19 protein-coding genes and 2 riboswitches are annotated in these 23,192 nt (G+C 68.5%); of the genes, 11 read left to right on the top strand and 8 right to left on the bottom strand.

Annotation, left to right across the window (positions count from 1 at the left end):
* Window positions 1–172: 172 nt before the first annotated feature.
* From ABH935_RS00150 to ABH935_RS00140, 3 genes are all read left to right on the top strand, one after another.
* A complete protein-coding gene (locus ABH935_RS00150) occupies window positions 173–2,041 on the top strand; it encodes a serine/threonine-protein kinase (RefSeq protein WP_370375662.1) in 1,869 nt (622 codons plus the stop codon).
* Window positions 2,042–2,050: 9 nt separating this feature from the next.
* Window positions 2,051–4,051 (top strand): murein biosynthesis integral membrane protein MurJ, encoded by a 2,001-nt coding sequence (murJ, locus tag ABH935_RS00145; protein ID WP_370375661.1) that lies wholly within the window; start codon window positions 2,051–2,053, stop codon window positions 4,049–4,051.
* A 147-nt stretch (window positions 4,052–4,198) separates the two neighbouring features.
* A complete protein-coding gene (locus ABH935_RS00140) occupies window positions 4,199–5,041 on the top strand; it encodes an SGNH/GDSL hydrolase family protein (RefSeq protein WP_370375660.1) in 843 nt (280 codons plus the stop codon).
* A gap of 87 nt (window positions 5,042–5,128) precedes the next feature.
* On the opposite strand, the gene ABH935_RS00135 is transcribed toward ABH935_RS00140, so the two are convergent.
* Both ABH935_RS00135 and ABH935_RS00130 read right to left on the bottom strand, forming a co-directional pair.
* Window positions 5,129–6,865, bottom strand: a complete 1,737-nt coding sequence (locus ABH935_RS00135) for a helix-hairpin-helix domain-containing protein (protein ID WP_370375659.1) — start codon at window positions 6,863–6,865, stop codon at window positions 5,129–5,131.
* 40 nt (window positions 6,866–6,905) lie between these two features.
* Window positions 6,906–7,916 carry an aldo/keto reductase gene (locus tag ABH935_RS00130; protein WP_370375658.1) on the bottom strand — a complete coding sequence of 337 codons (1,011 nt, stop codon included), beginning with the start codon at window positions 7,914–7,916 and terminating at the stop codon, window positions 6,906–6,908.
* A 168-nt stretch (window positions 7,917–8,084) separates the two neighbouring features.
* Between ABH935_RS00130 and ABH935_RS00125 the strand changes: the two genes are divergently transcribed.
* Window positions 8,085–9,134, top strand: a complete 1,050-nt coding sequence (locus ABH935_RS00125) for an LLM class F420-dependent oxidoreductase (protein ID WP_370375657.1) — start codon at window positions 8,085–8,087, stop codon at window positions 9,132–9,134.
* Between the two features lie 107 nt (window positions 9,135–9,241).
* Window positions 9,242–10,057, top strand: a complete 816-nt coding sequence (locus ABH935_RS00120; protein ID WP_370375656.1) for a hypothetical protein — start codon at window positions 9,242–9,244, stop codon at window positions 10,055–10,057.
* Here ABH935_RS00120 and ABH935_RS00115 read toward each other — a convergent pair.
* The 5 genes from ABH935_RS00115 to ABH935_RS00095 all read right to left on the bottom strand — a co-directional run bounded on the left by ABH935_RS00115 (window position 9,993) and on the right by ABH935_RS00095 (window position 15,484).
* Window positions 9,993–10,559, bottom strand: a complete 567-nt coding sequence (locus tag ABH935_RS00115; protein WP_370375655.1) for a GNAT family N-acetyltransferase — start codon at window positions 10,557–10,559, stop codon at window positions 9,993–9,995. The two genes, ABH935_RS00120 and ABH935_RS00115, sit on opposite strands and share 65 nt — an antisense overlap.
* 160 nt (window positions 10,560–10,719) lie before the next feature.
* The gene (locus ABH935_RS00110) at window positions 10,720–11,709 is read right to left on the bottom strand and encodes an SCO2521 family protein (protein WP_370375654.1); all 990 of its coding nucleotides are present in this window, start codon (window positions 11,707–11,709) and stop codon (window positions 10,720–10,722) included.
* The gene (locus tag ABH935_RS00105) at window positions 11,690–12,718 is read right to left on the bottom strand and encodes an SCO2522 family protein (protein WP_370375653.1); all 1,029 of its coding nucleotides are present in this window, start codon (window positions 12,716–12,718) and stop codon (window positions 11,690–11,692) included. Before ABH935_RS00105 ends, ABH935_RS00110 begins: the two co-directional genes overlap by 20 nt.
* Before the next feature lie 5 nt (window positions 12,719–12,723).
* Window positions 12,724–13,644: an SCO2523 family variant P-loop protein gene (locus ABH935_RS00100; RefSeq protein ID WP_370375652.1), complete on the bottom strand. Its 921-nt coding sequence runs from the start codon at window positions 13,642–13,644 to the stop codon at window positions 12,724–12,726.
* Window position 13,645: 1 nt separating this feature from the next.
* The gene (locus tag ABH935_RS00095; protein ID WP_370375651.1) at window positions 13,646–15,484 is read right to left on the bottom strand and encodes an SCO2524 family protein; all 1,839 of its coding nucleotides are present in this window, start codon (window positions 15,482–15,484) and stop codon (window positions 13,646–13,648) included.
* 231 nt (window positions 15,485–15,715) lie between these two features.
* On the opposite strand from ABH935_RS00095, the gene ABH935_RS00090 reads away from it, so the two are divergent.
* From ABH935_RS00090 to ABH935_RS00065, 6 genes are all read left to right on the top strand, one after another.
* Entirely contained in the window at window positions 15,716–17,572 is a 1,857-nt protein-coding gene (locus ABH935_RS00090) for an SCO2524 family protein (RefSeq protein ID WP_370375650.1), read from the top strand.
* A 1-nt stretch (window position 17,573) separates the two neighbouring features.
* Window positions 17,574–18,491, top strand: a complete 918-nt coding sequence (locus ABH935_RS00085) for an SCO2523 family variant P-loop protein (protein WP_370375649.1) — start codon at window positions 17,574–17,576, stop codon at window positions 18,489–18,491.
* Window positions 18,492–19,514, top strand: coding sequence for an SCO2522 family protein (locus ABH935_RS00080; RefSeq protein WP_370375648.1), 1,023 nt, complete (start codon window positions 18,492–18,494; stop codon window positions 19,512–19,514).
* A 53-nt stretch (window positions 19,515–19,567) separates the two neighbouring features.
* Window positions 19,568–20,479 (top strand): SCO2521 family protein, encoded by a 912-nt coding sequence (locus tag ABH935_RS00075; RefSeq protein WP_370375647.1) that lies wholly within the window; start codon window positions 19,568–19,570, stop codon window positions 20,477–20,479.
* Window positions 20,480–20,613: 134 nt separating this feature from the next.
* Window positions 20,614–20,973, top strand: a complete 360-nt coding sequence (locus tag ABH935_RS00070) for a GNAT family N-acetyltransferase (RefSeq protein ID WP_370375646.1) — start codon at window positions 20,614–20,616, stop codon at window positions 20,971–20,973.
* A 181-nt stretch (window positions 20,974–21,154) separates the two neighbouring features.
* Entirely contained in the window at window positions 21,155–21,697 is a 543-nt protein-coding gene (locus tag ABH935_RS00065) for a GNAT family N-acetyltransferase (RefSeq protein WP_370375645.1), read from the top strand.
* Window positions 21,698–22,046: 349 nt separating this feature from the next.
* On the opposite strand, the gene ABH935_RS00060 is transcribed toward ABH935_RS00065, so the two are convergent.
* Window positions 22,047–22,847 (bottom strand): GNAT family N-acetyltransferase, encoded by an 801-nt coding sequence (locus tag ABH935_RS00060; protein WP_370375644.1) that lies wholly within the window; start codon window positions 22,845–22,847, stop codon window positions 22,047–22,049.
* A gap of 91 nt (window positions 22,848–22,938) precedes the next feature.
* Window positions 22,939–23,025: riboswitch (glycine riboswitch) on the top strand.
* Window positions 23,026–23,140: riboswitch (glycine riboswitch) on the top strand.
* Window positions 23,141–23,192 lie beyond the last annotated feature (52 nt).

Genomic DNA, 23,192 nt, shown 5'->3' with positions numbered 1-23,192 from the left:
CTCGAACCTGTGGGCGCTTGAAGGCTATGAACGCCTGACGCGCCGATGGGAGGCCGGCTGTTCGCATGCTCGCATACATCCCGAATTCGCGGACTGGCGGCGGTATATCTCGGTTTGGTGACGATGTTTAGACCCACAAGGACTGTCCGCCCCGGACCCTAGACTTCCGCACATGACCGGTGGGGACCAGGGCGGATACGTGATCGACGGGCGCTTTGAGCTGCTGCAGCGGCTCGGCGGCGGCGGTATGGGGTTGGTGTGGCGGGCACGCGACCTGATGCTTCAGCGCGAGGTGGCGTTGAAGGAGGTGCGTACGCCGGACGCGTCGGTGCACGGCAGTGATCCGGCCGAGCAGCGCGTGGTGCGCGAGCGCGTGCTGCGCGAGGCGCAGGCGCTGGCGCGGTTGCAGCACCCGAACGTCGTCACGATCTTCCACATCGTCGACTCCCGCGAGCTGGCGCACCCCTGGCTGGTGATGGAGCTGGTGACCGGCGGGTCGCTGGACTCGCTGCTGGACGAGCGGCTGCTGACGGTGCCCGAGGCGCTGCGCATCGGGCGGGGCGTGCTGGGCGCGCTGCGGGCCGCGCACGCGGCCGGGATCCAGCACCGGGACGTGAAGCCGGCCAACGTGCTGCTGCGCGAGAACGGCACGCCGGTGCTCACCGACTTCGGCATCGCCGCGCTGGAGGCCTCGCCGGGGCTCACCGCGACCGGGATGCTGATCGGCTCGCCGGAGTACATGGCGCCCGAGCGGGTGCACGGCGTGGAGGGCAACCCGTCCTCGGACCTGTGGTCGCTGGGGCTGATGCTGTACGTCGGCCTGGAGGGCCGCAACCCGCTCAGCCGGGAGACGACGATCGCGACCATCGCGGCGGTCTCCGAGGGGTACGTCCCGCCGCCGTTCCGCGCCGGCGCGATGGCCCCGGTGCTGACCGCGCTGCTGGTGCCGGACCCGTCGCGGCGGCCGTCGGCCGAGCAGCTGGACGCGATGCTGGCGCAGGTCGAGGCCGGGCAGAACGTGACCGCTTTCCAGGCGCCGATTCCGGGGCCGCGGATGCCGGGCGGCGCCGGGATGTACGGCGGGATGCCGGGCGGTGTGTCCGGTGGCATGTCGGGCACCGGCAACGTGGCCGCGCCGGGCTCTCACGGCTACCCGGCAGGCTACGCGGGCTCCCCGGGCTACGACGCGTGGCCGCAGACCCAGCAACTCGGCGGCACCGGCCAGGTCCCGATCACCGACCAGATACCGGGCGGCCCGCCCGGCCGCCCGCCGATCAATCCGTATGGGAACGGCTCCTCCTACCGCGACGGCGCGAGCGCCGAGGCGGCGGCGAAGTACCGTTCGAAGGCGCTTCGGCTGTCGACCATCTCCACGGTCGCCGTCCTGGGCGTGATGGGCTTCTCGGTCTGGGCCACGACGCGCGCCGAGAGCCACGCCAACCAGCAGGGCGGTAACGGGGCGGCGAACAACGCCCCGACGTTCTCGATGCCGTCGTTCCCGAACGTGCAGGCCGACGGCTCCTCGACGCCGCCGTCCGGGCCGACCTCGGCGCAGACCTCATCGCAGGGCTCGGCCGACAGCGGCTCCTCGACCGCGACGGGGCAGCTGCTGACCCCGGCCGGCGTGCGCGGGGTGATCGGCAAGATCTTCGCGGTCAGCGGCGGCAACCGCGTGGTGTCGATGACCGTCTACGACGACCACGCGAGCTTCGACGTGGTCAAGAAGACGGACTCGACCGTCTACGACACGTACTCCTTCAACAACGGCCGGGCCTCCTTCTCGATGACCGGCAGCACCCTGGACCAGGGCGAGCCGGCCCTGGACCCGACGACGGTGAACTGGGACGCGCTGCCCGCGCTACTCAAGGACGCCGACAGCTCGCTGAACGTGAAGAACCCGAAGTACCACTACGTGATCGTCGAGTCCGACATCATCGATCACACTCTGAGCATGAAGGTCTACCTCGGCGACGACTACCGCAGCGGCTACCTCATCGCGGATCTGAAGGGAAAGGTGCTTCAGCGGTATCCGCAGGAGTAAGTAGGTACGGTGAACGAATCCGAGGCAGACCCACGCCACTACGCGCATGCCGCGGCTGTCAACGCGGGACGGTTCGAAGTCCCGGCGGTCCCAGGGGACTGGGACACCGGGATGCTGCGTGTCATCACCGATTCGAACCGGCTCACCGAGCTGATGCCGTTGCGGCGCGGGCCGGTGCAGGGTCCGGCGGTGCTGGGGCAGGTTAGCGCGGACCGCTTGGATCTTCTGGCGGAAGACCTGTGGTGGCCGGCCGCTGAGGCGCCCGAAGCGGAAAAGCAAGCCGCTGGAGTCACCGCGGACCTGCCCCGGCGTACCAAAGCCGCCAGCGGCGCGCGCTCCACCACCGCGATGGCCACCGCGACCGTCGTCTCCCGCGTCGGCGGCATGCTCGCTCAGCTCCTGCAGGCCGCGGCGCTCGGGTCCGGGGTGCTGGCGACCACCTTCACCGTCGGCAACACCCTGCCGAACATGATCTACTTCCTGATCATCGGCGGCGCCCTGAACGCGGTCTTCATGCCGCAGCTGGTCATGGCTATGCGGCGCGACCCCGACGGCGGCGCCGCCTACATCAACCGGCTGCTGACGCTGGTGTTCTGCGCGCTGCTCGCGGTCACCGCGGTGGCCACCGTCGCGGCGCCGTGGATCGTCGCGGCCTCGGCCGACGGGCTGGACTCCGCGCACCGGGAGCTGGCCACGTCGTTCGCGCGCTACTGCATGCCGCAGATCTTCTTCTACGGCGTCTTCGCGGTCGTGGGCCAGGTGCTCGGGGCGCGGGGCCGGTTCGGGCCGACCGCGTGGGCGCCGGTGCTGAACAACCTCGTGGTGGTCGCGGTGTTCGCCGGGTTCATCGCGGTCGGCGGCGGGACGAAGACCGGTCCTGACGGCGGGCCCACGCTCAGCGCCTCGCAGAGCACGTTCATCGGCGTCGGGACGACCGCCGGGGTCGTGGTGCAGGCGGCCGTCGTGGTGCTGTTCCTGGCCGGATCAGGGGTGCGCTACCGGCCCCGCTTCGACTGGCGCGGCGCGGGACTCGGGCAGGCCGCCGCTCCCGCGAAGTGGACGCTGGCGTACATGCTGGTCGGGCAGGCGGTCAACATCCTGGTGATGCACCTGGCAACCGCCGTGGACGAGGCCTACAAGCACGACGCCGTCGGCTACGCCGCGTACTCCAAGGCCCAGCAGGTCTGGATCCTGCCGCAGTCGGTCATCACCGTGTCGCTGCTGACCATGCTGCTGCCGCGGATGAGCCGTGCGGCCGCCGACGACGACCCGGCCGCGGTGCGCCGCGACCTCTCGCTCGGACTGCGCGTCTCGGGGGCGGCGATCGTGCCGTGCGCCTTCGCGTTCCTGGCGTTGGGCCCGCAGTTCGCCGTGGTGCTGTTCGGCTACGGCCAGACCAGCGTGCCGCAGGCCCACGGGATCGGCCACATGCTCGCCGCGTTCGGCCTCGGCCTGATCCCGTTCTCCGCGCAGTACGTGATCCTGCGCGGGTTCTACGCCTTCGGGGACACCCGGACCCCGTTCACCATCGGCCTGATCACCGGCACGGTGAACGCCGCGATCGCCATCGGCGCCACCGCGGCCTTGAGCGGCACCCGCTGGCCGGTCGTGGTGATGGCCGCCGGTTCCGGGCTGTCCTCGGCGATCGGGCTGGCCTGGTCCGTGCGCTGGCTGCGGCTCCGGCTGGCCGGGTCGGCAGGGTCCTCGGCGTCACCCTCGGCGGCGAACTCGGTGGCCGCGGCGGTGCCCGGCAAGGGCGTGTCACAGGTCTACCGCCGGCTGCTGCTGGCCGCGACCGTGGCCGGGGTGCTCGCCTACGCCGTGGCGCAGGACGTGGGGGCGCTCGCCGGGACCGCGCGCCCCGGCTCGATGCTGGCCGCCGCGGCCGGGGGCACGGCTCTGGTCGTTGTCTACGTTTTGGCAGCCAAGGCGCTGCGGGTGGCCGAGGTGGAGCAGTTGACGCGACGGGTGCGGAGCCGGATCACGGGGTTGATTCCCAGGCTGGGATGACGTGATTGCGTCGAAACGTCCTGACCTGCCAACCAAGAAGTTACCCGCTCGTCAAAACTCGTTGGTAACTTGGCCTTCACAGGGTCCTGATGGGGTGCCATTCTCTTCCGCAGCGCACCCCCATCCACCCCCACATGGAGGTTTCCTGTGCTCCCTCGTCCCCACAAGCGGACGCGGACGCGACGCCCCGTGCTCAAGCGGACGCTGCTCGTCCTGGCCGCGGTGACGACCGCCTTCACCACCGTGTTGGCGACCAACGCCGCGGCCGCGAGCGGCGTGAACTACGTCGCGCTCGGTGACTCCTACTCCTCCGGCGTCGGTTCCGGTTCGTACATCTCGTCCTCCGGCAACTGCCTGCGCAGCACGCTCGCGTACTCGCAGCTGTGGGCCAACGCCCACAGCCCGGCCAGTTACACCTCGGTGGCCTGCTCCGGCGCCACCACCACGGACGTGCTGAACAACCAGATCTCGGCGCTGAGCTCGTCGACCAACCTGGTGTCGATCACCATCGGCGGCAACGACGTCGGCTTCTCCTCGGTGATGCAGACCTGCGTCCTGCAGTCCGACAGCGCCTGCCTGAGCGCCATCAACACCGCCACCGCGGCGGCCAGGTCGACGCTGCCGGGCAAGCTGGCGAACACCTTCTCCGCGATCGCCAACGCCGCGCCCAACGCGCAGGTCGTCGTGATGGGCTACCCCGAGCTCTACGACCTGGGCAACTCCTGGTTCTGCCCGGGCCTGTCCACCACGGACCGGACCGCGCTGAACAACGCCGCCGACACGCTCGACAGCGTCATCCAGACCGCGGCGCAGAACGCCGGCGACTCCTACGCCGACGTGCGCGGCAACTTCTCCGGCCACGAACTGTGCGACTTCTTCAACGAGTGGCTGCACTCGGTGAGCGTCAGCGACGTCACCGAGTCCTACCACCCGACGTCCGCCGGCCAGTCCGGCGGCTACCTGCCGGCGATGGACTCCGTCACCGGCTGAGGCGGGTACGCACTCGGAATAGCAGAACCGCGCCGGATCCCTCCCTTGGGTCCGGCGCGGTTCCTTTGTCCGGTCTTTCGTCGGCGGCTACAGGTCCCGCAGGACGGCCGGCAACCGGGTGTGCCGCGGCCGGTCCGGGACGTTCGCCACGGCCTGCGGCAGCGCCGAGCCCGCGCCGTGCACGATCGACAGGTGCCGCTCGGCCAGCCCGCACAGGCCGTAGACCAGGGCCCGGGTCAGGCTGCCGGAGGACGGGCCGTCCAGCACCACCACGGCCGCCGGCCACGTGCCGCCCATCGCCTCGCGCGCGGTCAGGGCCCTGACCTGCTCGGTGCCCAGCCGCTCGCGCAGCGCCCGGGTCACCGTCTCGGCGCCGGCCTCGCCGGTGGCGCGGATGGTTACCACCTGGATGTCGTCCGGGGTCATGCCGAAGGTGCGCGGGATCGAGTCGGCGGCCAGCTGCACGGCGCGCGCCACGGCCTCCGAGGCGTCGCGGACCGGCACGATCACCAGCCGCTTCTCCGGGTCGTTCTCCGGCGGCGGCAGCTCGCCCTCACGCAGTGAGAATCGCAAGTCCGTCAACGGATGCGGCTCGGAATCGGCGGCGCGTACGCGGGGGACGCGGCCGTCGGCGGTGTACGCCAGGAGCGCGTCCGAGCGGGTCTCGATCAGGTCGCGGAACGGCTGGCCGGGGCCGGCCGGGCCGGGCTCGGCGGGGTCGCCGGCCAGCAGCACACGCATGCCCTCGGGGACCGCGTCGAGCAGGGCGGCCAAGTCCTCGGCGTCGATCTGGTGGGCCGCGGAGACGACGACCAGGCCGGGCTGGGGGTCGGCGAACTCGACGGCGGGGGGTTCGGCGGTTTCGGCTTCCGCCTCAGTCTCAGTCGCCGGCTCTGTGGTGTCAGAACCCGGGGTCTCAGACTCGGGCGTCTCCACCGTCGACTCGGTGGCTGCGGCTTCTTCATCCGACGCGTCCCGCTGTTCGGGAACGGCAGCCTCCCCGCGCCCGAGCGAGGCCAGGTACTCCCGCACCGAAAGCACCGTCAGCTCGGTCCCGCCGAGCTCGCGGTTCAGCGTCCGCACGCTGGCCGCGTTCCCACCGATTATCGCCACCGGCACCCCGGCCGCCGCCGCGGCCTCGGCGAACCCGGCGATCTGCGCCGTCTTGGCGATCCCCGGCGCGGTCGCGACCAGCGTCAGGCCGTAGGCCCCGACGGTGTCGCGCAGCTCGCTGTGGATGCGGTCGCCGGTGGTGTCCAGCCGCTCCCAGTCCTCGCCGAGCGGCTCGGGCGTGGCCAGCAGCCGCTGGACCGCCTCGCCGACGCCCTCCTCGGCGAAGGCGTAGCGCTCCCGACTGATCATCAGACCGGAGGCGCCGCCGGGCTCCTCGGCGGGACCGGCGCCGTCGCCTTCCTCGTCCTCCTCCTCGACCGCGTTGGAGAACGCGAGCATGTCGCCCTCCTCCAGCGCCGCCTGCAGCGCCCCGGCCGGGTCGCCGAAGCCGAGCGTGCTCAGCGCCGAGCACAGCACGTCGGCCGGCTGCGCGGTGTGCCCGTCCAGGGCCGCGCGGTCCAGCAGCCAGGCCAGCACCGCCCGCGCCCGCCGCGGGTCCTGCGGGCCCGCGGTGCCGCCGAGCACGCTGCGCGCGAAGCCGTCGGCGGCCTCGGGGCGCACGCCGGGCACCGACAGGATCAGCCACGGGTCGGCGGCCAGCCGGGCCGCGGCCTGCTCGCCGAGCGTCGCGGCCACCCGCGGGGCCAGGTCGCCCGGCGCCCCGGCGGAGGCCAGGAGCTGGTCCAGGGACGGTGCGTCCGGTTCGGTCATCGTCACTTCTCGTTCCATCCGTATCTGCGGTAGTGCGCTGTCACTGATTGTGCGTGTGCTGGTTGACCAGCCGCGGGCGGGCCGGTTGCCAGGTGTGCTCCGGGTACCCGATGTCGGGCTCGGAGACGTCGTCGAGCGCCTCGCTGATCTCGCGGGGCAGGGTGAGCTGCTCGGCGTTCAAGCAGCCGCGCAGCTGCGCCACGGTGCGCGGGCCGACGATCGGGGCGGTGACGCCGGGCCGGTCGCGCACCCAGGCCAGCGCCACCTCCAGCGGTGCCACCCCCAGGCCGTCGGAGGCGATGATCACCGCGTCCACGATGCCGTCGCCGGGGCCGTCCAGATAGGGCTCGACGAACGGCGCGAACATCGCCGAGGCGGCCCGGGAGTCGGCCGGCACCCCGGCGCGGTACTTGCCGGTCAGCACCCCGCGGCCCAGCGGCGACCAGGGGAGCAGCCCGATGCCCAGGTCCACGGCGGCCGGCTGCACCTCGCGCTCGATTCCGCGCTGCAGCAGCGAGTACTCCATCTGCGCCGAGGCGATCGGCGCCCGGCTGAAGTCGGCGGACTGCCAGGTCGCGGCGCGCGCCAGCTGCCAGCCGGTGTAGTTGCACACGCCGACGTAGCGGGCTTTGCCGGAGGACACCGCGGCGTCCAGCGCGGCCAGCGTCTCCTCCAGCGGGGTGGCGGCGTCGTAGGCGTGCAGCTGCCACAGGTCGACGTAGTCGGTGCCCAGGCGCTTGAGCGAGCCGTCCAGGGCGTTCAGCAGGTGGCGGCGGGAGGCGTCGAAGCGGCGCGGGCCGAACGGCACGCTGACCGCCTTGGTGGCGATGACCACGTCGGAGCGGATGCCCTCGACCATGCGGCCGACGATGTACTCGGCGTCGCCGTCCCCGTAGACGTCGGCGGTGTCGATCAGCGTGCCGCCGGCGTCCAGGAAAGTCTTGAGCTGGTCGGCGGCCTCGTGCTCGTCGGTGTCCCGCCCCCAGGTCATCGTGCCCAGCCCCAGCCGGGACACCCGCAGTCCCGTCCGCCCCAGGTGTCGCTGCTCCATGACAGGTGACGCTATCGGTTGCCGGGGACACCGCGTGGGCGGCGTCACCATCGCGCCGCTTCCTACTGGCGAGTAATATCACCGGCGACGGCGCCGCGATCGCGGGTGCCGGGGCGAATCTGGCTGAACCATGCCACCGGCGGGTGGTCCAGCGGACAGGAGTGGGCGATGAAGCTCGGCGTGAACATGGGCTATTGGGGCGCGGGCAACGACGCCGAGAGCCTGCAGGTGGCCAAGGAGGCCGACCGGCTGGGGTACGCGGTGTGCTGGGCCGCCGAGGCCTACGGCAGCGACGCCGCGACTGTCCTGACCTGGATCGCCGCCCACACCGAGCGGATGGACGTGGGCGCCGCGGTCTTCCAGATCCCGGCCCGCACCCCGGCCATGACCGCGATGACCGCCGCCACCCTGGACACCCTGTCGAACGGCCGCTTCCGCCTGGGCCTGGGCGTGTCCGGCCCGCAGGTCTCCGAGGGCTGGCACGGCGTCCCCTTCGCCGCGCCCCTGGGCCGCACCCGCGAGTACGTGGCCATCGTCCGCAAGGCCCTGACCCGCGAACGCCTCACCTACGACGGCAAGCACTACACGCTGCCCCTGCCCGGCGGCCCCGGCAAGCCGGTGAAGCTCACCGTCCACCCGGTCCGCGAGACCATCCCGGTCTACCTGGCCGCGATCGGCCCGAAGAACCTGGAGCTGACCGGCGAGATCGGCGACGGCTGGCTCCCGGTCTTCTTCAGCCCCGAGCACGCCGGCGAGCACCTGGAACACATCAGGGCCGGCCGCGCCAAGGCCGGCAAGACCGGCCTGGACGGCTTCGACATCGCCCCGACCGTCCCCACCGTGATCGGCGACGACGTCCAGCTGTGCGCGGACCTGGTCCGCTGGTACGCGGCCCTGTACATCGGCGGCATGGGCAGCAAGGAACAGAACTTCTACAACCAGCTCGCCTGCCGCATGGGCTACGAGAAGGAAGCCGACGAGGTCCAGCAGAAGTACCTGGCCAAGGACTACGCCGGCGCCGCCGCGGCGGTCCCGTTCGAGTTCATCGACCGCACCAGCCTGATCGGCCCGAAGGAGCGCATCGCCGAGCGCATGGTGGCGTACAAGGAGGCCGGGGTGACCACGCTGAGCGTGGCGGCGGCCTTCGGCGACCTGGAGACGCGGATCGGGATCGTGCGGACGGCGGTGGAGGCGGCCGAGGAGGCCGGGATCGGGTGATCCGGGGGCCGGGACCGGTGATCTCGGGGCCTGAGAATCAGGTAAGGACCCTGGCTGTCCAGGAGAAGGTCATCGACGTGCTACCGGATCGTCATTAAAATTTCGATGTGCCGACCGCGAATTCCCCAGGTGTCGAGTCCCTGATCGACGCGATAGCCGAATACGAACTGAGATATCGCGACCGCACCGAGGAAGGGGAGTACAGCGAGGAGGAACTTCTGGAACTCCTCGACAGCTACCTGCCGGACCTGGTCTACGCCTTCGACAGCAAGGTCCCCCCGCCGCGCGAGCGCAGGGGGGCCTTGGCCCTGGACAAGGAGTACTACGAGTGGCGCAAGATCACCAGCGGTGACCCCGAGACCCGCCGCGCCGCCGTGATCCGCTCCTTCCTCGCCACGGAGACCGAGCGCCGGGGCCAGTTCCGCATCAGCCGCTCGCAGAACAGTCACCTGGCCGAACACTTCGACGCCATGGGCAAGGAGTTCATAGCGCTCGGCATGCCGGGGCATGCGGCACTGGCATATCAGAGCGCGGCCGACCTGTATCTGCCGCTCCAGCAGAAGTCACGGCGTGAGCGCGCGCTGCTGAACTGGCGCCGGGCCCAGCACATGGCGCGTCCCGGCGGCTTCCAGCGCTTCTTCGAAGGGATCTACGACGGCATCTGCGGGTACGGATACCGTCCGTTCCGGATGCTGGGGTGGATGGCCGTCACGCTGGCGGTGTTCAGCTTTGTGGTGTGGCTGTCCGGTGGGCCCGGGTACGTGAAGTCGTTACACGGGTGCCTGATCGACTTCCTGAACCCGCTGACGTTCGGCGACCTGGACCCCAACTTCAGCGGCGCGGCGCAGGTTTTTCTGATCATCGAGAGCTACGTCGGAACCATCTCGATGTCAATCTTCTTCGCGTTCCTCGTCCGGGACTAGCGGGGTAGGGGTTCGACGCCAGCGACCGGTGCAGCACCTTGCGGGGCTCGCCGGTCCCGTAGTAGTCCGGCCGCTCGTCGCCCTGCTGGATGAACCCGAACCTCTGGTAAAGGTGGTAGGCGGCTTTGTTGTCGGGCCGCACAGTGATGTAGGCGTCGGAGACCTTTGCCTCCATCATCAGCTCCATCGCCCCCTGCATCAGCTGCCGCCCCAGGCCCCTGCCCTGGTACCGCTCGCTGACCGCCAGGCCCATCAGCCAGGCCTGCGTGTTGTCCGAGTTCGGACACACCAGGGCGTAGCCGGCCAGGTCGCCTTCGTATTCCGCGACCAGCCAAGTCTTGTTGAACAGAACGAACAGCGACCTCAGATAGACCATCGAGTAGGCCACGTCCTTGAAGACCTCTTTGTCGAGGATCTCAAGGGCGGCCAGGTCGTCCTCCGCGACGGGACGCAGCTTTACGTTGCGATCGACAGAACTATGCGTCGCGGAGTTGGTGGTCACGCACACCTCGTCTGAAGTCGGACGTTTACAGGTCGCTGATAGAGGGTATGGGACCACACCTTCAAGGGCATGCTACCGGCACGCGGCACCGCTGCGTAGGGATGTCACTCTTTTCAGTGTCCGTGGCTCGGCTCACGCCTGGTTCGCAAGCGTCTCGCCCCTAGAAGCGCCGGGGCGGCCTGATCTTCACCTGGTCCCTGAGGTCGCGGATCCGCGCGACCTGACGCTCGAACAACCGCGTGTAGTGTGTCCGGCTCTCCATAGCTTCCCACAACGCCTTCATATCCGGGTTGAGGTGAGTGGGCGGCATCCAAAGTGGAACCAACTCGTTAAGAGCGAACAGGAGAGAGTCCAGCGGGTCGCGGTCCCGGGCGATGTCGGTCTCGGCCCGGGGCACGATGACGTCCTGCACGGTGGTCAGCAGCCATTCGTGCAGGGCGAACTCCTCGCAGAAGCGGATCAGGGTCGGGAGATCCTCCGGCGCGCCGGTCAGCCGGATGACGTGGAAGTTCGGCAGGTCGCTCTTGGCTATGCCGACCGTCGGCTTGGCGTCCGGCGTCAGGGTCGCGGCCCACCGGACCACGGCGGTGCCGGCCCGCAGCGCGGTGGTGTGGTTCAGGGTGTCGCTCTGCTGCACGTCGTCGATGACGCGGTCGCTGATCGAGGCCAGGTCCAGGCCGCGGGCCGGCGAGATGTCGGCCAGGTAGCCGTCGATGACGTTGTGCGGGCTCGGCGAGCCCAGGACCTCCACGACACCCTGGTGCCGCAGGTAGTGCCGCCACTCGCGGCGTTCCTTGGAGGTCGCCTCGGTGAGCGCCACATGCGCGGTGCCCTGCAGGATCCGGCCGTTGGTGACCACCGCGTGGCTCAGGACCGTGCCGATGGCCCGGCCCCGGCCCTCGCGGGCCACGTGCAGCCGACAGTCCACGCCGGTGACCTGCTCCGGGGAGACGACGCGGCGGACCGGCCGGTCCACCTTGCTCACCGGGGAGCCCGGGGTGAGCTGCATCAGGGCGACGCTCGCCGAGGGGGACAGCGTGCCCAGGTTCTGGATCAGGCACGTGCGCACCTCGCCGAAGCCCAACCAGGGCTGCGTGCCGTCGTCGTGGACGGCCGGGCTCCGGTCCCGATCAGTCGTTGTGCGTGACATGGACGTCATCGAAGAACAAGTGGCTCACCCGACCGACGGGATTGTCGGGTAATGTGACCGGATTCGTCTCATCCCGGGCCCGGTCGGCGGTCTGCTTCAGGACCTTTCCGTCGAACCGCAGGTGGTCGACGATGATCTCGGCGGCGTGTTCGGCCGCCCGGAAGTGCGGCGGGAGTAGGGAGAGCACCTGATACGCGGCGAACGGGGCCGCGTCCGGCGTCAGCTGGGTGATGCTCGGCAGCTGCGACCACAGCTCCGGCAGGGCCTCGTTGGATCCGAACCGGTACGGTTTGGCCACCGCTTTACCGGCGTTGCGCAACAGGCCCAGCCGCAGCAGTTGCCACACCGCCGAAAGCAGTGAACACGAGTACTGCCGTTCGGCTTGCGGCACGGACTTGTCGACGCTCCACAGCTCGATGTCGACGAACACCGAGTGCTTGTACTTCCCGAACTCCTCAGGCGGATCCCAGTCCGGAGCATCCATCGCCACCGCGACGGCGGGGGAGCGTTCGCCGTTGGACAGCCAGCCGGTCTGGGCCGTCGGCGGCCGGGAGCCGTTGGCACCGACCGCGGCCTCCTCCACGATCAGCCCGGCGACGATGTCCGCCAGCGCGCTCCGGTCGCGCGGCCCGGAGTGCGGCCGCTCGCAGGCGATCGCGCATCCGGCCTCCCGCGCCAGGTAGTCGATCCGGAATCCGGCCTGGTCGGCGGCGGCGGTGACGATGTCGACCACCTCCGAGGGCTTGGGCTGGTCCAGGCTCGAACTCGACGGCGTGTAGTCGTCGACCAGGAAGCAGGTGCTGATGCGGGCGTTGCGGCCGAACCGCCTGTGGATCCGCTTGCCCGCCGCCTCCAGCCACGGTGCGGCCTGCTCCAGCTGCCGGGCGATCTTGCGGTCGCCGTCGGCGAAGTCGTCCAGATACAGGTGCCCGGTCTCGATCGAGAGGTGACCCAGCGGCACCGCTTCCACCTTCGTGCTCTGGGTCACCTCGTCGTATCTCACGTCCACGGCCGTCACAGTCCTTCCCAGAATCTCTCGTCCGACAGTTTCGCGGCGAGGTCCTCGAAGGCCTGCACGGTGGCCTGGTTGGCGATCTTCAGTCCGCTGACGTCGGAGTCGTCGATCACCTGCTCGCTCCACTGGAGCATCGGGTCGTAGGGGATCTGCCCGGCCAGACGGGCCCGGCCCATGCGGAGCTTGTCGGCCTGCTCGCGCAGCCTCTGGTCGTAGCGGCGCAGCCAGGCGCCCTGCGCCGGGCGGGTCACCGACTCCTGATCCACTCCCAGGTCCACGACGGCGGTGCGGACGTAGCGAACGGAGTTGTTCAGTCTCAGGGGGTCGTGGCCACGGCGCTCGCCGGCCTTGAGCAGCCCCTTCTCGCCGAACACCAGGCCGTGCGCGGCCAGGATGTGCTGCTTGGTCCAGCGGTGGAAGACCAGCCAGCGGCTGGTCAGGGCCTTGAGTTCGGGCCGGGCGGTGGCCTCCAGGACCAGGTCGACGGCGTACGAGCGGCCCGCGGACAGGTCCACGATGCACAGGTCGAACTCCCGGTCCAACTTCAGGAACAGCTGCGCGCAGCGGGCCGGCATCTCGGCGCTGATCGAGAACTCCCCGCCGTCCTTGTCGCCGGGCAGCAGGACCAGGCGGCCGGCTCCGGAGATGCGCGGCAGGTCGCGCAGCGTGTCGCTGTCGGAGTGCAGGGCCGTGTCCAGCTGCTGGGCCTCGGTGTGCTTGGTGAAGTACGAGTGCAGACCCGAGGCGTCCACGCCGCGCTCGGCCTTGGGGACGTCGAAGATCGCGCCGGCGGTCGGCGATCCGAAGTCGAAGTCGAGATAGGCGACCGTCTCACCTTGCAACGCCCGTCGGTAGGCCATGTTGCAACTGGTCACCGAACGCCCCGTGCCTCCCTTGTCGGAGGTGGCGAATATCAGCACGTCATGCGCTCCTGCTCGCTGCCTGGCGGGCGAAGGCCAGTTGGTCCAGGTCTCTGAGCACCTTGTCGGCCAGCGCCGAGGCGGTGGCCGGCCGCTCGGCTATCAGCCGGTCGGCCCGGTTCAGCGACTGCTCGGCCTCCCGCAGCAGTTTCTGTTCCTGGGAGCCGCCGGCCGTCGGCGTGGTCAGCCGCTCCTGGTCCAGGATGTGCCGGGCTTCGGCGATCTTGGCGTTGGCCTCGTCGACCTGACCCTGGTCGGCCAGCGGCGCGGCGCTGATCAGGTTCGCGGCGGCGACGAAGACCTCGATGGCGCGCTCGGTCATGTCCCAGGCGGGCGTTGCCGGCGCGGTCGCGACGCCGGGGTAGACGTTGGCGGGGTGGTCCCACAGCCCGTCGGGCTGCTGGTGCCGTCGGGCGAGCAGGTGCTCCACCACCGCGTCCGTGATCTCGATGAGGCGGGCCCGGTTGCGCCGGCTGGTGCTGACCCTGGCGACCCGCAGCGCGGTCTTGCCCAGCGTGGCGGCGAAGCCGTTGTAGGACCAGGCCAGCGCCGGCCCTTCCTTCTCCGATCCCTTCAAGGCCATCAGGACGCCGGGTTCGTGCAACAGGACACCGCGGTCGTCCTCCGCCGCCCGCCGGCTGACCAGACCGCGCTGGCCCAGTTCCTCCAGCACCGCGACGCTCTTCCCGATGGTGCCGGTGTTGCCGCCGCCCTGCTGGGACAACGCGACGATGGAGAGCACCAGCTCGGTGAAGTAGGGCGAGCTCTGGCCGTCGGTGGACTGCCACGGCACGTCCTCGATCGGCCAGCGGGGGCCGGAGCCGAAGGTCGCGATCGTGGCCCAGTACTGCAGGGCCAGACCCCAGCGCAGACTCAAGGCCTCACGCAGGGACTGCTGCTCGGACGTCAACAGCCCCTGGCGGGTGGTGCGGACGGAGAAGAGGTCGGACAGACCGTCGAGGGCGTTGACTGTGAAGTGCAGGACCGGACGGGATTCGGCGACGCCGTGCGGCTGGTTCACGCCTTCGGCGGCCGGCAGTTCGATGTCGGTGGCGTCCTGCGCCACCCCCCAGGCCCAACCACACTCGAAGAAGCGCTCCGGGTAGTCGCGCAGCATCCGCTCGTTCTCCGCCGGCAGACCGAAGGTCAGCTCCGGGAGCTTGTCGCGCACCGGCTGCAGCTGGTCGCGCAGGTCCTGGGTCAGCGTGCGGCCCACCACCCGGCCCTGGCTGACCGTGCGCAGCAGGACGGCCTCGGCGGTGGACTCGGGGTCCAGGACGTTGACCACGAAGGAGCGCAGCAGGCCCACCATGGCCGCGGTCAGGCGGGTGTCCATGGCCAGGATGGCGGTGTCGATCCGGCTCTGCAGGTCGCGCCGCTCGACCGTGCGCTGGAATTCGCGCAGGAAGCCCTTCGCCGACAGACAGAGCGTGACGGAGATCGAGTACGACTCGGTGACGTCGAAGTCCATCTGCTCGGGCTTCACCTCGGCGCCCGGCTCCTCGGTCAGCAGGTAGGAACCGCCGCTGAACGTCGGGCCGTCCTCGTTGGTGTAGCGCGCGATATAGGTCTCCAGCGCCTCCAACAACCGCATCGGGATGTCCAGGCCGCTGCCCATGGGCCTGAGCACCGCGAGCATGTCGTCCTCGATGGCGTCCGGACGGTCCAGGCGGAAGCCGGGGACTTCGGTGGCGGGGTAGAGCAGGACGAGGATCTGCTCGGCGTCGCTGATGCTGTTGGAGGCGTAGCGACCACCCCAGGCCCACTCCCCGCTGCTGAACGTCGCGCGCGCGAAAGCCCGCCACGTGTCCAGGATGTGTTGTCGTGGGTTCGTTCTCAAAGCTTCCGCCCCTGCCCTGACCTGCCCCGATTGCGCGTGCTCGGTCCCATGTCGCATGCGGGATCAGCACCGCGTTGTCTGCCAGCCAGAGCCCATACCCACGATGATGAGTTCTGATACATCCAGGTGGCGGGATTCTGGCGAGTCGCGTGGGGCCGCGGCGTGCGCGGATAGCATGGTGACCAGGAAACAGAGCTCTGACATGGTGATCTTCTCGGCTGGGAGGCCGCGGTGCGGATCGAACCACGGAAGCAGATTCTGGATATCTGGCGCTACATGCTGGAGTACTGCTACGTCGACGGCGAGTGGGTTTGGGGCGGCCGTGCGAAGTCCAATCCCATCGCCGACGCCGAGCAGCTGCTGTGCCTGTTCTGGCCGATGACCCAGATCGGGACGTTCGCCGTGCACGATTCCGACGAGACGCAGGCCGACGTCGCCGCCGCGCTGCGTCCGCTGGGTGAGGCGACCCGGATCCCTCGTACGCTGGTCGAGATCGCGCTCCAGTACTTCAAGAACCACACCGACGAGGACGGCGAACCCCGGTTCGGGGCCGGCAGCTATCTCCAGGCTCTGGACCCGGGTGCCGAGGTGCCGACGGACGAGGCGACCAGGGAACTTGAGGTCGTCGACGCGTATTCGATGTCGATCACCTTGTGCCTGTCGCTGCTGTTCTTCGTGGACTCCCGCATGGAATTGGAGATTCAGGCCAAGCACCGGGAGAATCTCCGTGACCTGCAACGTCGGGCCTCGCGGCGGCTGACTGCGGCGATGATCGGCATGCTGCGCAGTTTCGTCATCAACTCGGTGATCGCCGACTCCGAGCCGGGCCGCGCCATCATCGAAATGCTCCGGCAAGGGGACACCACCGACGCCGAGATGACGAGGCGATTGGCCGAACGCTTCGAGCGCCTGCGCACCCAGATCACCACCTCCCTGCGCCTCGGTCTGTCCGACGACGTGAAGCCTGAGAAGGACCAGCTCTTCGAGTGCGGGTGGACCTGGGGTATCGCCAACGGTTCGAAGCCGATCGAGGAGGACTACGCCAGGGGACTCAGGATCTCCCAGAAGACTGGCTACGCACAGTCCCGGCCCTGGCTGTACTTCACCGTGAACGCGCTCGACAGCATCGTCGACTTCACCTCGCGTCGTGCCGCGGCCCTGAATGTTATGGACGACGGCCAGCGCGGTCTCGCCGATGCGTTGTCCCTGCGGTGGGAGCTGACGCAGCGGTACTGGTCGACCGTCGCCCGCTTCGACTCGGAGAAGTGGCCGCTGGAAGACATCCCCTGGCGCACCAGTGACGGCCAGGAGTCCGACTACTATTCCCTCCTGGTCATGTCGGTGCTGATCCAGGACCTGATCGCGAGAACCGCCACAGACGCCGACCTGCGCAAAGCGGTGGGCATCCTCCAGGAGTTGGCGCAACGTGGCCGGATCACCCGCCGGATGTGCGAGGGCGACGACGCGCTCGCGCTGCACTACCCGGGTGTGCCGCAGGGCCTTGGCGGCAGCGACGAGGCCGTCGGCACCGCGCTCGTGTTGTACACCGCGGACTACGCGCCGCTGATCATCAAACGGTCGCTCCAAGCCGTGCAGCTGACCGACGACGTTGAGGCCCGTGAGGCGCTCATGACCCTCGCGGAGTCGGCGATGGACCACCTCTACGAGCGGCGCATGACGCGTAACGGCGACCCGATCGAGCTCTGGGACGATCTCAGTACCTTCCCCGGCATACAGGGCGTCAGGTTCGACCAGCCGTCGTGGTACATCACCGAGCGCGTGGTCGACGCGCTGGTCGCCACCGCGATCGCGTTCGAGCAGGCCCCGCCGCGCAGTCCGGTCATGTACGACCACCTACTCAGGCTCCTCAACGAGGCAGACCACGTCTACAACCAGGAGCTCCTGCGGTCGAACGTCTTCGAGAAGACGGCACTGCGCGACCGCCTGGAGGAGATCGGAACCCTTATCGGGCGTGCCCGCGAGCTCAGTAGACGCCGTACGAGCACCGCGATCTCCTTGGCCGAGCGCGCGCTGCGACTGCTGGACGCGCTGGAAGTGGCTCGCCTCGATGCCGGACGGAGCCGCTGACATGATGGTTTTCGCCTCGTCCGACAAGGGCGGCACCGGTCGGTCGGTGACCAGCTGCAATCTGGCCTACAGGCTGTCCTTGCAGGGCTATGACGTGGCTTATCTGGATTTTGACTTCGGATCGCCCACCGCCGGCGCGATCTTCGAGATTTCCAGCCTGGAGCGCGGCACTGTCGAGGACGGTCTGCACTCTTATATCCTCGGTAGAGTCGCAAAGCCGATGCGTGTGGATATCAGGGCTGCCACAGAACGCGCTGATATGAAGACGCGGCCGCCGGGCTCGGGTAGACTGATGTTGTATCCCGGGGACATGGGCGGTGCGGAGTTCGCTCTGACGAAGCCGCACATCAAAAGGGCTATAGCGTTCTTCGATCAGGTCGAGAGGGAATTCGATGTCTGCATCGTGGACCTGAGCGCTGGACGGTCGTCGGCGCTCGACATGTCTTTGCAGGCGATTTCCCCGAACGTCCGCCTGCGCAGTGCCGATCCGGTGCGGTGGCTGCTGTTCCACCGCTGGACCACTCAACACGTGATCGCGGCCAGCGGGCTCCTGTTCGAAAAGAACGGGATCGTTTCTTGCGCGGTCAACGCGGGATTCACCGTGCCGGAATTCACGGGTCTGGTCCGGACCGTCCGCACCGCCGTGCCCGACGCCACGGCCTTCGGCAACAAAGCCGCGCCCGAACAGGAAGCCTGGCTCCGCGAGAGCGACGACATCCTCAAAGGCCTGGCGAAGTCGCGCCACCTTGGGCAGGACCTGCTCGCCGGCACCACGCCGCTGGAACCCATGCTGCTCTGGCGAGAGCAGGTGATCATGGATGTGGACGTCAAGCGCAACCTGGCCAAACAGGCGACGACCGACGCGTTCGACAAACTGGCCCAAAAGGTGATCGACAACCATGCCTGGGAAGGCTTCTAAATGGTGATATATACGCCGTCCCGCGCCGGGGAGCCGCCAGAGCCGGTCTTTCGCGAACACCATCGCGGCACGACGGCGAAGGAACTGTCGCTTTCTCATCTGTCGGTCGAGGTCGGCCATTTTTATATGGAAGACCTTGAGAACGGCGAAGAGCCGATCCTTGCCCAGTTCGAGCGACTGAGACCATGGTTGGAAGCAGCCAAGGCGTCGGCGGCCTCCGGGCGTAGCAAGCCGCGCGTCAGCACGTGCTATCTCATCGACGACTACTTTCAGTCCTGGCCGGACGCCCCCGAGATCATGGAGAAGCTTCTGCGCCTGTCGAGGCGAGCGGGAGTCACCATCGACTATGTCGCCAGGGAATCCGCCTGCGCGCGCCGCAAGGATGGTTTCCCGGTCGCCGAGTTGCTGGCCACTAGGCTGCTGGAAGAGCCAGAACCGGATCAGGACACTGGTGCCCGTCCGCCTGCCATCACCTCTGGATGGCTCTCCAACGGCAGACCCGCGCGTGAGGCCACCGTCCTGAACACGATGGAGGCCCACACCTGGGAGGCGCCGCTGGAGTACGGCAAGCGCAACCACTCGATCTATGTCGACGTCGAACTGTGGCGGGACGACGCGGAACCGGGAGCGGACCGCGAGGATGTTCTGAGCCGGCGGCAGTACTCCTGCCCGTTTCTGGCTGCGGTCTGGCAGCTCGTACGGCTCGGACTGTTGCGTAAGGACGGCGTCCCGGCGTTGGAGGTCACCGACTTCGACGGTGAGTGGAAGGCGGAGTGGAGCCAGTTCCCCGACATCATCAAGGTGAACCCCAACGCCATGCCGTTCTACGCATATGAATCGCTGAGCATCATGCCGCAGAACTTCCTGCCCATTGAGACCGCGGTGCGGACCATCGTCGACCATTTCCTCTACGAGCAGGACGTCGTGGCCAAGCTGGACGGACGCGCGCAGCAGGAGAACATTGCGATGCCGGCCATCGTTTCCGAGCGGATGAGCCATCATTTCCTGCCGGGCGGGAAGTGATGACGCGATCTGATGCGTCGCCGCCGCACCAGCCGCAGGTTGTCCTCGGGGCGGTGACGACCGGACTGCTGAATACCTCAGAGCCGCTTCCCTTGGATGCCGCCCGGCAGGCGCTGGCGTTGGTTCCCGGCGTCCGAGCAGACTGGCGGCAGTATCCCGTGGAGCAGGTGGTGTCTCCTGATCTGTACTTCGGCTTGGACTGCCGGCTGTCCGTAGGCTCCGGTTCCCAACCGAGGATCATCGGAACCGCGCGGGCCCGTGCGGTCCTCACCGCCGGGCACTTCCTGCAAGGCTCGGCACGTGTGGACGTCTTGTTGGGCGCGTCGAAAAGACGCATGCCTTGGTCCCACTACATGGCCCGCACCGGGGTCGCTGAGGCGATCAACAAGGCCCACCCCGCCGACATCGTGACGGGATTCCTGCAGGACCGGCCGGGGAAGTCCCTTCTGGACCTCGGCAACACCGGCGCGCACGTGATGTCGCTCCTGGAGGAGGCGCCGCAGATCGACAAACAGGCCCGGCTCAAGACCCAGACCCACAAGCTGCTGTGGGCGGCGCACATTCAGGACGACGTCGAACTGGACGGCCACGTCGAGGCCGGTGACGACGGCGTCTTCCGGGTCCAGATGTCCACGCCGTCGGAGTTGTTGCCGGATTTCATGGAAATGTGCGAGATTCTCGCACTGCACCACTGGCTGCTGGTCGCCCTGAAGAATGCCTTCGACCGCTCCTCGCGGACGGGGCTCAGCGCGGAGCGCGAACTTGACGCGGCGCTGAGCTATCTCGGGCATGTCTGGAACCCGAAGGCGCACCTGCCCCATGCGATGCGCTGGTTCTGGGACGCGCTGGAAGACGCGGCCCAACTGTCTTGGGAATGGCAGACAACTTTGACTCGGGTGAGGGACAAAGTTTCGCTGTTGACACGAAAAGCCATCGAGGAGACCCTGCTTAAGGAGGTTCTATAGCGCTCCTTCGATAGTCAGGGGACGGGGTGGGGGATCAGCTGTCAGTACGGAATGCGCGCGAGCAGGATCTGCCGCGAATCGCAGAACTCGAAGATCTCGTCTTCGAGGGCACGGGCTTTAACGGACGCACTCTGATGCAGCTCTTCGGTCCGACGGGGGTGACCTGGCTGGTGGCGGACGACAGGGAGGGCATCTGGGGCTACTCGCTCAGTGTCCGTGCCACCGACGACCCCGAGGTCGGGTGGATCCTGGCGCTGGGAGTACATCCCGAGCGGCGGGGGCTGCACATCGGCCTGCGACTGCTGGACGAGTCCATCCTGGAATTGCAGAACAAGGGGATCAGCACGATCAAGCTTACGGTCAAGCCGCACAACAAGCCGGCGTACGAGATGTACATCCGTGCCGGCTTCCAGGACACCGGTCAGTGGAAGGACGGCGACCTCGGTGACGGGGAGCGTCGCAAGATACTGACCCTGCTTCTACCGGTCGCGTGACCGTGAGTCACCTTCAAAAACGGCGCGGTCCTCAGGGGGCGCGTGACGTGCGTCTTAGCTCTCATCGTCGCGAGATCCCGACGGGAGTAACCCGTCTGACGCTTTCGGCAAGCCTGAATCGGGTACACCCGGAGAGGAGATCGTTTGGGCACTGGATGAGGACTCCTGGAGGAGAGACTTCGTGAACGAGCTTCCCCCTCCGCGGCTGCGCGGCGTCAAGAAGAATGACCTGCGCAGGATCGCCGAGTTGGAGAAGATCGCGTTCGATGCCAAAGCCCTGCCGCGCAACACTCTCGACGTGATGTTCGATCCGTCGGACGGCTTGTGGATGCTGGCGGAGGACGACGAGGATATCTGGGGTTACTCGATCAACAGTCGCGCCGCGGACCCGGCCGTGGGGTGGATCATCGGGATGGCCGTTCATCCCGATCGCCGACGACTCGGCTGGGGACAGCTTCTGTTGAAGGCGACCATCGATCGTCTGGATGACTACGACATGAATGTGGTCCGGCTGCTGGTCGACCCAAGGAACAAGATAGCCCGCCGGCTCTACGAGAATTTCGGCTTCAAGGACACCGGGGAGCGCGCCGATCACTTCGGGGACGAGCCGCGGATTCTTATGTCGTTGTTGACGAACGGCTCGGCTGCTTCGTCTCGAATCCGACCGGAGAGACCGGCGGATCCGGATCCCTTCGCCGTCACAGGCGGAACCACCTGCGAATGAGCAGCACGAAAGCTTATCGGGTTCACGAAGTTCTGGATTGTCACAAAGAGACCCTCGCTGCGAGTGGCTCCCGGACTGCGCGGCAGATGCAGCAGGTAGGCGGCGAACCCGAGGACGGCAACCAGCGTCAAGAAGGTACAGCGGTCTTCGGCTTGCGCGTCCCAGAAACGTGCGTGGATGTCGGCTGCTCCATCGAACGCCCGCTCCGCGAGTCGGGGAAACCTAGTGGACAACAGACTCTTACCGGTCCGCTCCAGATCCTCGGCGATGCTGGCGGCGCGCGACTCCACTGCGGACTTGAACGTGGCCAGCCGTGTCTCGTCGTCCCCTACCACGTCTGGCCTGCGCGTCAGAACCGATACTCGTAAGGCGTCGTAACGCTCAAAGCCCGGAACCCAAGCCGCTCCAGTATCGGCCGACTCATGTCCGAGGCGTCCACCTGCAGGTAATCGCACCCCAGCTCCATAGCCACCTCCATCCGTCGTGCCACCAGCGCGCGGTAGATGCCGCGGCCGCGCCAGTCCGGGGCGGTGCCGCCGCCCCAGAGGCTGGCGAAGCCGGTGCCGGGGTGGAGGAGCATGCGGGCGGCGCTCACCGGGCGGTCGCCGGCCATGGCGAGCCAGGTCCAGACCGTCTCCGGGTCGTCGGCCAGGCGGGCCAGGGTGCGGGCGCGGGCTCGGTCGCCGCCGCTGCCGAAGGCTGCTTCGGCGGCTTCGGCGACCAGGTCGGCGTCGGATTCGGTGGTGACCGGGCGGAGGGTGACGCCGTCGGGGAGGGTGACCGTCAGGCCGGCGGCGGACAGCTGTGTGATCTCCGCCACGAACAGGGTCTCGGGGTCGTCGGCGACGAAGCCGGCGGCGCTCAGGCGCGTGTCCAGGTCGGCGGGTCCGTCGTGGTGGTAGTGCTTCCATTCGAAGTCGGCGCCGAGGGTGCGGAAGTAGGCGATCTGTTCTTGGATCGCGGCGTCGGCGGTGGTGGCGTCCAGGTCGCTGTAGAGGACTCCGTGCCAGTCCGTGGGGCGTGCGCCTAGCTGGCGGACGATGCCGCCGACTCTCTCGACGCGGGCTCCGGGTTCGTCGGGTTCGGCGGCGGCCCGCATGCGCACGTCGAAGGTTGCGAGCAGGTCCTTGTCCGGGGTGGGGGAGGTCACCGGGCCAGCCCACCACCGGCGGGGGGCTACGGCAAACGGTTAACGGGATTAGAACAGGCGGTGGTGGCGCTGATACCGTCGTAACTGCCGACTACCTCGGACGGGAGAGACCCCCCGTGGGGCGCCGAAGGAGCAACCCTCCCCGGAAACTCTCAGGCAAACGGACCGTTCGAGCAGGCAACTCTGGAAAGCAGGGCCGAGCAGCAGGGAAGCCCTCACCGAAGGTGTAAACCGTGGGCGCGGCAGGACTGCCCGTCCCCGGTGAAACTCTCAGGTTCCATGACAGAGGGGGAGGCCGGATCCGCGGGAGGCGCGAATCCACCACCCGACGTCTAAGAGCGTCCG

This window comes from Catenulispora sp. GAS73, from assembly GCF_041262085.1.
In the GTDB taxonomy this organism is placed as follows: domain Bacteria; phylum Actinomycetota; class Actinomycetes; order Streptomycetales; family Catenulisporaceae; genus Catenulispora.
This window is presented reverse-complemented; position numbering and strand designations above follow the sequence as displayed.

What these genes read in the sequence shown, in the direction of transcription:
- ABH935_RS00125 (WP_370375657.1), top strand. Translation starts at nt 8,085, where the DNA reads ATGAAGCTCGGCGTGAACATGGGCTATTGGGGCGCGGGCAACGACGCC.
- ABH935_RS00110 (WP_370375654.1), bottom strand. Translation starts at nt 11,709, where the DNA reads ATGTCACGCACAACGACTGATCGGGACCGGAGCCCGGCCGTCCACGAC.
- ABH935_RS00070 (WP_370375646.1), top strand. Translation starts at nt 20,614, where the DNA reads ATGCAGCTCTTCGGTCCGACGGGGGTGACCTGGCTGGTGGCGGACGAC.
- ABH935_RS00130 (WP_370375658.1), bottom strand. Translation starts at nt 7,916, where the DNA reads ATGGAGCAGCGACACCTGGGGCGGACGGGACTGCGGGTGTCCCGGCTG.
- ABH935_RS00080 (WP_370375648.1), top strand. Translation starts at nt 18,492, where the DNA reads ATGGTGATATATACGCCGTCCCGCGCCGGGGAGCCGCCAGAGCCGGTC.
- ABH935_RS00135 (WP_370375659.1), bottom strand. Translation starts at nt 6,865, where the DNA reads ATGACCGAACCGGACGCACCGTCCCTGGACCAGCTCCTGGCCTCCGCC.
- ABH935_RS00085 (WP_370375649.1), top strand. Translation starts at nt 17,574, where the DNA reads ATGATGGTTTTCGCCTCGTCCGACAAGGGCGGCACCGGTCGGTCGGTG.
- ABH935_RS00150 (WP_370375662.1), top strand. Translation starts at nt 173, where the DNA reads ATGACCGGTGGGGACCAGGGCGGATACGTGATCGACGGGCGCTTTGAG.